Genomic DNA, 8,493 nt, shown 5'->3' with positions numbered 1-8,493 from the left:
GTATTTACAGGCACTAAATGTACATTATATGGCGCGATTGCACTTGGCCAGATAAATCCTTTATCATCTTGGAACTGTTCCGCAACAGCAGCCATGACACGGGAAACCCCAATACCGTAACACCCCATAATATAAGGCTGTGAACGGCCATTATCATCAAGGAAAGTTCCATTCATCGGTTCAGAGTAGGTTGTACCAAGTTTAAAGACGTGTCCTACTTCAATTCCTTTAGCGAAAACGATTGTTCCATTGCCGTCAGGAGAAGCGTCGCCTTCCATGATGAAACGTAAATCTTCATACTGGTCTACTGCAAAATCACGTTCTGGATTAACATTCGTTAAATGGAATCCAGCAACATTTGCTCCACATACGCCATTACGAATCGACGCTACAGCATGATCAGCAATGACTTTTACACCTAATGGAATTTTTACAGGACCTAGAGACCCAACTTCACATTGAAGCAAGTTTTGCACCTCTTCTTCAGATGCAAACTCTACCACTTTTGCCTGCAATGCATTTTTAACTTTTATATCATTGATTTCGTGATCTCCGCGAGCGAGAACCAATACTAATTCCCCATCCACGTTAAACACCAACGTTTTGATACATTGTTGAGCATCTAGATTCAGGAAGCTCGCTACTTGCTCAATCGTTTTTTGGTCAGGAGTAGCTACTTTCTCGACCTCTTTTAGCTCTTCTGTTGATGCTTCATATGAAACTTTAACTTCAGCCATTTCAATATTAGCAGCAAAGTCAGATGCGTCAGAATATGCAATCGTATCTTCCCCGATTTCAGAAAGGACCATGAATTCATGCGTATCTTTTCCACCGATTGCTCCTGAATCCGCAATAACCGCACGGAAATTCAATCCTAATCTAGAGAAAATATTTGAATAAGCTTTGACCATGTCTTCATAAGTCTGATCTAAACTCTCACGTGTAGCATGGAAAGAGTAAGCATCTTTCATAAGAAACTCACGGCCACGAAGCAAGCCAAAACGAGGACGTTTTTCGTCACGGAATTTCGTTTGAATCTGGTAAAGAGTTAAAGGCAATTTTTTATATGACTTGATTTCGTCACGAAGCAAAGAAGTAATGACTTCTTCATGTGTTGCCCCCAAAGCGAAATCACGATTGTGTCGATCTTTTAAACGCATTAATTCCGGACCATATGAATACCATCGTCCAGTTTCCTGCCAAAGTTCAGCTTGTTGCATCGCAGGCATTAACACTTCAACACCATTGATAGCATCCATTTCTTCCCGAACAATGCTCTCTACTTTTTGAAGAACGCGTTTTCCAAGAGGTAAGAAAGAATAAATGCCACTTGTATTTTGACGAATAAACCCTGCACGAAGTAGCAGCTGATGAGACTTAACGTCTGCATCAGCTGGAGTTTCACGAAGTGTAGGGATGAATGTAAGACTTTGTTTCATAAGTTAAAAGCTCCTCATACCATCCGTAGATTAAATTTTAAAAGAAAAATCTTTGTATATCATTCCATGTAACAACAACCATCAGCACCATCAATAACATTATGCCGACAAAATGGATCATTCCTTCTTTTTGTCGGTCCAATGGTTTCCCTCGAATCGCTTCAAATAAGAAGAATAATAATCGTCCACCATCCAATGCCGGAAGTGGTAGTAAATTCATGATACCTAAGTTAATGCTTAGAATAGCTGCCCAATTCATTAGATTGAAAACACCATATTGTGCCACTGCTTCGGTTGCTTTATAAATTCCTACTGGTCCTGACAAAGCATCAATTGTAAACTGTCCAGTTACCAACATGCCAAGGAGTTCAAAAATTTTCGCAATCCAAGTGATGGTTTGATCAGCACCGAAAGCTAATGCTTTCAAAGGATTTTTTTCAACTGGACTTTCATATATAACTCCAATTTGTCCATACTTTTCGCCGTCTTTTTCTACGGTTTTTGGTGTGATAGTTGAAGAAATGGTTTCACCATCTCGTACGTATTCAAACGTTAATTCTTCTCCTGCACTAGCTTGTACCTTTGCAGCGAGATCTTGCCATTTATTAATGGGCTGACCATCAATTTTAGTAACTAAATCTCCATCCTGCATACCGGCTGCAAGGGCAGGGCTATCATCAGAGACTCCCGAAATGACAGGCTCGTAAGTCGGAACCCCTTGCAACAGACCAATTGCCAAGAAGATGAAGAAAGATAAAATAAAGTTAAATAAAGGACCAGCAAAAATGGTCATAGCACGCTTGCCAAGTGATTTCGAACCAAATTGGCGATCATAAGGTGCTATTAATGTTTCTTTGCCATTCTCTACGATTACGGCTTTGCGTGAAACATTATATCGTACTAAACGTTCATCTTCATCGTATCCTTCAATCCAGAGTTCTTTTTCCAAATCGGAACGTTCAGTTTCCAAAAACAACATGTCTTGTTGTTGTTTATTATGATTGAGGACGATTTTACGAACTTCTTCTTTTGAGTTTAACATGAGTCCGACACGGAATCCTGGCTGTAATTCAACCGAATCCATATCTTCTCCAGCCATTCGCACATATCCACCAAGAGGCAGAAGACGAAGGGTATAAAGAGTTTCCCCTTTTGTGATTCCAAGTATTTTTGGACCAAAGCCAATTGCAAATTCACGTACCATGATTCCGGCACGTTTGGCAAAAATAAAGTGACCTAGTTCATGAAAAAATACAAGTGAACCAAATATCAGGATAAAAGCAATGGTTGTCTCCATAAAGTCCCACCTTTTTTACAGCATTTCGCCGTCATCATTCTTTCATCATTTTATCATGTTTCGAACATCTTTTCTCGTAATTGCATCCACATGCAATATCGTTTCCAAATCCGGAGTACTAATAAGCGTATGTTTGTCCATAATTCGTTCAATACATTCTTCTATTTGGAGGAATCGAATCTCTCCATTTAAAAACAAGGCAACGGCTGCTTCATTTGCAGCATTCAAAACTGTGGTCATTGTACCACCCGCCCGGCCTGCATCGTATGCAAGTTTTAATGCATGAAAACGTTCCATATTCATTTCTTCAAAATGAAGTTTACCTATTTCAACAAGATTTAAACGTTTTGCACTTTTTCTTGGAAGCCTGTCCGGATAAGAAAGAGCATATTGAATGGGAACACGCATATCTGGTGTCCCAAGTTGTGCCATTACACTTGTGTCATGGAATTCCACCATTGAATGAATGATACTCTCCCTATGCAAGACAACTTCAATATCATCATAAGGCATGTCGAAAAGCACTTGTGCTTCAATCACTTCTAATCCTTTGTTCATCATTGTTGCAGAATCAATCGTGATTTTTGCGCCCATGGACCAGTTAGGATGACTCAAAGCATCCTGTACTGTTACGTTCTCCAATTCTTTCCGCGTACGGTCACGGAAGCTACCACCGGATGCCGTCAAAATCAACCTGCTTACTTGGCTTCTCTTTTCACCATTCATCGATTGGAAAAGAGCTGAATGCTCGCTATCAACCGGTAAAATAGGAGCTTTGTATTTCTCTGCCGCAGCCATCACCAAATGCCCTGCTGTGACCAGCGTTTCTTTGTTTGCGAGAGCAATTGTCTTTCGTTGTTTTATTGCCTCTAATGTCGCTTCAAGACCAACACTTCCCAAAACAGCATTTACTAAAACGGACGCTTCTGGGTGAGTCGCAACGTCGATCAATCCATTGCTACCATATGCAAGTTCAATGCTCGGAAATTCCTTCTTAAGTGAAATTGCATCAACTTCTTCTTGAACAGATACAAGTGTAGGATTAAATTCACGAATTATTTCTCTAGTCTTTTCAAGATTGCGTCCAGCAGAAAAAGCCACTAGTTTAAATTGATGTGGATGTTCTCTTATGATGTCAATCGTTTGAATACCGATAGAGCCTGTTGCTCCCAATAAACTAATCAGCTTTGTCATAAACGTCAAATCCCCTTAGCCAGCAAAATGCAAGAAATGTAAAAGTGGTAACACAAATAATAAGCTATCGAATCTGTCTAAAATTCCTCCGTGTCCAGGTAAGATATCACCTGAATCCTTAACGTTGTAGTGGCGCTTAAGTGCAGATTCAACCAAATCGCCCATTTGACCAAAAATGGAAGCTAATATCGTCACAATGACTAGAATCGTATAGGACGAACTAATTGGGTAAATCCATTGGAAAAGTAAAGCAAAAATAATAGCCGTCAAGATTCCTCCGATAAATCCTTCAATGGTTTTATTAGGAGAAATATCAGGCCACAATTTCTTTTTACCAAATTTTTTCCCAGTAAAATAAGCTCCTGAATCGGTTGTCCAAATAACCAGCAAGGCATAAATGACATATTCAATGCCATCCATACGCGTTTCAATGAAATAGAAAAATCCGATTCCAATATACAATACGCCCATAATAGAAAATGCAGCATCTTCAAATGTGTAGCGATTCTTCACGACAACGGTGTAGATAAGTAATAAAAGTACAGCAATAAGTGCTAAATCTATTTTGGTATACCCCGTTGTTTCCATTAATGGTATCGACCATTGATTAGGCATTAGAAAAACAAATAATGCAAGAAGAGCGATTGCTCCATGAACTGAAAAAATGGTATGACCTTTCATACGTAATAATTCAAAGAATCCGATTGCCGCCATAGCGTAAACGAGAAGTGTAAAAGGAAGACCTCCTAGCCAAACAATCGGAATGAATAATGCAGCTCCAATTACTGCAGTGATGATGCGTTGTTTCAATTTGTTTCTTCTCCCTTCAATCCTCCATAACGGCGATTTCGGTTTTGGTAACTATCCACTGCGTCGAGCAAGCAGCTTTCGTCAAAATCTGGCCACAGCGTATCCGTAAACCAGAACTCTGTATAGGCCAATTGCCAAAGCATAAAGTTGCTGAGACGAACTTCTCCGCTTGTGCGGATAAGTAAATCAGGTTCGGGTAACTCACACGTCATTAAATGCTGTGAAATTAAATCTTCCGTTACGTCGCTATAGCTAAGCGAACCCTCTTCAACGAGTTGTGCAATTTTTTGCATCGCTTGTGCAATCTCTGCACGACTTCCATAATTCAAAGCAAAATTCAATATTAGTCCCGTATTATCTTTAGTTGCTTCCATTGCTTTGCGAACAGCATTATGTGTATGTCGAGGTAATGTTTCACTTTCACCCATCATGACCACACGCACATTTTGTTCGATCAGCTCAGGTAGATAAGTACCTAAAAACTCTTCGGGCAATCGCATAATAAAATCAACTTCAAGTTTTGGTCGTTTCCAATTCTCGGTCGAAAATGCATATACGGTTAATACACCTACACCTAAATCATTGGCAAGTCGAGTAATTTTCCGAACCGTTTTCATACCTTCATGATGACCGGCTACTCGTGGAAGAGCCCGTTTCTTCGCCCATCTCCCATTGCCATCCATAATAATCGCAATGTGTTCAGGTATTTGTTCTTTTTTAGAATGCGAAATACGCTCCGCCAGCGATTGATTTTGTCGTTCGGGTTTTCTCCGAATGAGTTTATGTAACATGCTGAATCCTCCACTTTACTCGCTTATCGGAATGTCGTCTTTCCTATCATATCAAAAATCGATGGAATTTACTTCTTTCCCATAAAAAAAGACGTCCTATGAAATAGGAACGTCTTAATTGAAAAAAAGTTCAAAAGCTTAAACTTCCAAAATTTCTTTCTCTTTATCTTTGGCAACTTGATCAATTTGAACAATATAATCATCAGTTAGTTTTTGAACATTTTCAGAAAATCCGCGTAAATCGTCTTCTGTGATCTCGCTTTTCTTCTCTAATTTTTTCAATTCATCATTCGCATCACGGCGGATGTTACGAATGCCGACTTTTGCTTCTTCTGCTTCTTTTTTGACTAATTTCACTAAGTCTTTACGACGTTCTTCTGTCAAAGCTGGTATAGCAATACGGATTAATGTACCATCATTTGATGGGGAAATCCCTAAATCTGATTTTTGAATTGCTTTTTCGATGTCACCAAGAGCAGTCTTGTCATAAGGTTGAATTGTCAGCAAGCGTGCTTCAGGTGTCGCGATTCCGGCAATCTGGTTGATTGGCGTCGGTGCACCATAATAATCAACAAAGATTTTATCCAATAAAGAAGCACTCGCACGACCCGCACGAATTGTTGAAAGTTCACGACTTAAAGCTTGAATCGCTTTTGTCATTCTTTCTTTTGTTTGATCAATCACTTGTTTTGACATTACGTATTCCTCCTAACGATCGTACCAATTGTTTCACCTAAAACGGCACGTTTAATATTTCCATTCTCCATAATTGAGAATACTATGAGCGGGATATCATTGTCCATACATAGTGTTGAAGCAGTCGAATCCATTACTTGCAAGCCTTGTTGAATGACATCGAGGAATGAAAGAGTGTCATACTTAATGGCATCGCTATTTGTTTTTGGATCAGCTGAGTAGACGCCATCCACATTGTTTTTGCCCATTAAAATAACATCTGCCTCAATTTCTGCAGCACGTAGCGCAGCTGTCGTATCAGTAGAGAAGTAAGGATTCCCTGTTCCAGCAGCAAAAATAACGACTCTTTTCTTCTCTAAATGGCGGATTGCTTTTCTACGAATATAAGGTTCAGCTACTTGACGCATTTCAATTGATGATTGAACGCGTGTTTCAATGCCTGATTTTTCAAGTGAATCTTGCAGTGCTAAAGAATTCATAACAGTAGCTAACATGCCCATATAGTCCGCAGTTGCACGGTCCATACCCATTTCACTACCTACTTTACCGCGCCAGATATTTCCGCCACCAACTACAACAGCAACTTCAACACCTAACTCTACAACTTCTTTCACTTGATCAGCTACGGATTTAATGATTTGAGGAGAAAGTCCAAAACCTTGTTCTCCTGCTAAAGCTTCTCCGCTTAATTTTAACACGACTCGATTGTATTTAGTCTCGCTCATGGGTAGCCTCCATTACACTTTTTTCTCGAAAAATAGGGAACACAAAATCGTGCTCCCCGGAGTAATAATATATTCGTTTAGTATTAACCTTTGTTAACTTGGCTCATTACTTCTTCAGCAAAGTTATCTTGGCGTTTTTCGATACCTTCACCAACAGCGTAACGTACGAATTCAGTAACAGTACCGCCCGTAGATTTCACGAACTCACGAACTTTTTGATCTGAATTTTTAACGAATGATTGATCAAGCAAACAAACGTCTTCGAAATATTTACCAAGGCGGCCTTCAACCATTTTAGCTACGATGTTTTCTGGTTTGCCTTCGTTTAGAGCTTGCTCAGTCAAGATTTTACGCTCGCGGTCAACTTCTTCTTCAGACACTTCGTCACGAGAAATATAAGTTGGGTTTAAAGCTGCAACGTGCATTGCAACATCTTTAGCTGCTTGAGCATCAGTAGATCCTTCAAGAGTTACAAGTACGCCAATGCGGCCACCCATGTGTAGGTAAGGACCAAAAGCGTCGTTGTCTGTTTTTGTGCGAACAACAAAACGACGTAATGTAATTTTTTCACCGATTTTTGCAATCGCATTTGAAATGTGATCTGCAACAGTTAAACCGTTAGACATTGTAGAAGCATTTGCTACTTCAACTGTTTCTGGTTTAGTAGCAAGCAAGTGCTCAGCCAATTCTTTAACTAATGTTTGGAAACCTTCGTTTTTAGCAACGAAATCTGTTTCAGCATTAACTTCAAGAAGAACAGCGTCATTACCTTGTTCTAAAATGTAAGTAGTACCTTCTGCAGCGATACGATCAGCTTTTTTAGCTGCGCTAGAAAGACCTTTTTCACGTAAAAAGTCTACTGCTGCATCGATATCTCCGTTTACTTCTACTAACGCTTTTTTACAGTCCATCATACCTGCGCCTGTTTTTTCGCGTAATTCTTTAACCATTTGTGCTGTAACTGCCATTGTTGTTTCCTCCTATTCAAGTATCAACTCTGTGTTATTTCTCAAAAAAAGGTGATAAGGGGTTTAGCCGCTTATCACCTGTAACATACGTGGGGATTACTCAGCAGCTTCAGCTGGAGTTAGATCTTCACCTTGTTTTGACTCAAGTAACGCATCAGCCATTTTACCAGTTAATAATTTAACGGCACGAATAGCATCGTCGTTTGCAGGAATTACATAGTCGATTTCATCTGGGTCACAGTTTGTATCAACGATTCCAACTAGAGGGATGTTTAATTTAATAGCTTCTGCAACAGCAATACGCTCTTTACGAGGGTCTACTACGAACATTACGTCCGGTACACCTTTCATGTCGCGAATACCGCCTAAGAATTTAACAAGACGTTCGTGTTCTTTTTTAAGTTGAACAACTTCTTTTTTAGGAAGCACAGTGAAAGTACCGTCTTCTTCCATTTTTTCGATCGCTTTCAAACGGTTTACACGTTTTTGGATCGTACCGAAGTTTGTTAATGTACCACCTAACCAACGTTGGTTAACATAGTACATACCTGAGCGTTCTGCTTCTTCTTTGAT

At 39.7% G+C, this 8,493-nt stretch carries 9 protein-coding genes; all 9 read right to left on the bottom strand.

All coding sequences use genetic code 11. The features are described 5' to 3' along the window. Positions 1–1,439, bottom strand: a 1,439-nt coding sequence (locus tag AC1DSB_RS10155; protein WP_477586654.1) for a proline--tRNA ligase, incomplete at its 3' end; no start/stop codon positions are given. A 37-nt stretch (positions 1,440–1,476) separates the two neighbouring features. Continuing rightward, positions 1,477–2,736, bottom strand: a complete 1,260-nt coding sequence (gene rseP, locus AC1DSB_RS10150; RefSeq protein ID WP_477531003.1) for an RIP metalloprotease RseP — start codon at positions 2,734–2,736, stop codon at positions 1,477–1,479. 45 nt (positions 2,737–2,781) lie between these two features. Further along, the gene (gene dxr, locus AC1DSB_RS10145) at positions 2,782–3,930 is read right to left on the bottom strand and encodes a 1-deoxy-D-xylulose-5-phosphate reductoisomerase (RefSeq protein ID WP_477531004.1); all 1,149 of its coding nucleotides are present in this window, start codon (positions 3,928–3,930) and stop codon (positions 2,782–2,784) included. A gap of 15 nt (positions 3,931–3,945) precedes the next feature. Continuing rightward, positions 3,946–4,740: a phosphatidate cytidylyltransferase gene (locus tag AC1DSB_RS10140; protein ID WP_477531005.1), complete on the bottom strand. Its 795-nt coding sequence runs from the start codon at positions 4,738–4,740 to the stop codon at positions 3,946–3,948. Beyond that, positions 4,737–5,531, bottom strand: coding sequence for an isoprenyl transferase (locus tag AC1DSB_RS10135; RefSeq protein ID WP_016427608.1), 795 nt, complete (start codon positions 5,529–5,531; stop codon positions 4,737–4,739). The genes AC1DSB_RS10140 and AC1DSB_RS10135 overlap by 4 nt, the downstream gene beginning before the upstream one ends. Positions 5,532–5,669: 138 nt before the next feature. Beyond that, entirely contained in the window at positions 5,670–6,227 is a 558-nt protein-coding gene (frr, locus tag AC1DSB_RS10130) for a ribosome recycling factor (RefSeq protein WP_016427609.1), read from the bottom strand. Then, positions 6,227–6,952 carry a UMP kinase gene (gene pyrH, locus AC1DSB_RS10125; RefSeq protein ID WP_016427610.1) on the bottom strand — a complete coding sequence of 242 codons (726 nt, stop codon included), beginning with the start codon at positions 6,950–6,952 and terminating at the stop codon, positions 6,227–6,229. Before pyrH ends, frr begins: the two co-directional genes overlap by 1 nt. An 83-nt stretch (positions 6,953–7,035) precedes the next feature. Then, a complete protein-coding gene (tsf, locus tag AC1DSB_RS10120) occupies positions 7,036–7,920 on the bottom strand; it encodes a translation elongation factor Ts (protein ID WP_016427611.1) in 885 nt (294 codons plus the stop codon). Positions 7,921–8,016: 96 nt separating this feature from the next. Beyond that, a partial coding sequence (gene rpsB, locus AC1DSB_RS10115; RefSeq protein WP_477586651.1) for a 30S ribosomal protein S2 occupies positions 8,017–8,493 on the bottom strand: 477 nt, incomplete at its 5' end.

This window comes from Paenisporosarcina sp. P4_E4_2, assembly GCF_056401595.1.
The sequence above is the reverse complement of the archived record's forward strand: the minus strand, read 5'-3'. Positions and strand labels throughout refer to the sequence as shown.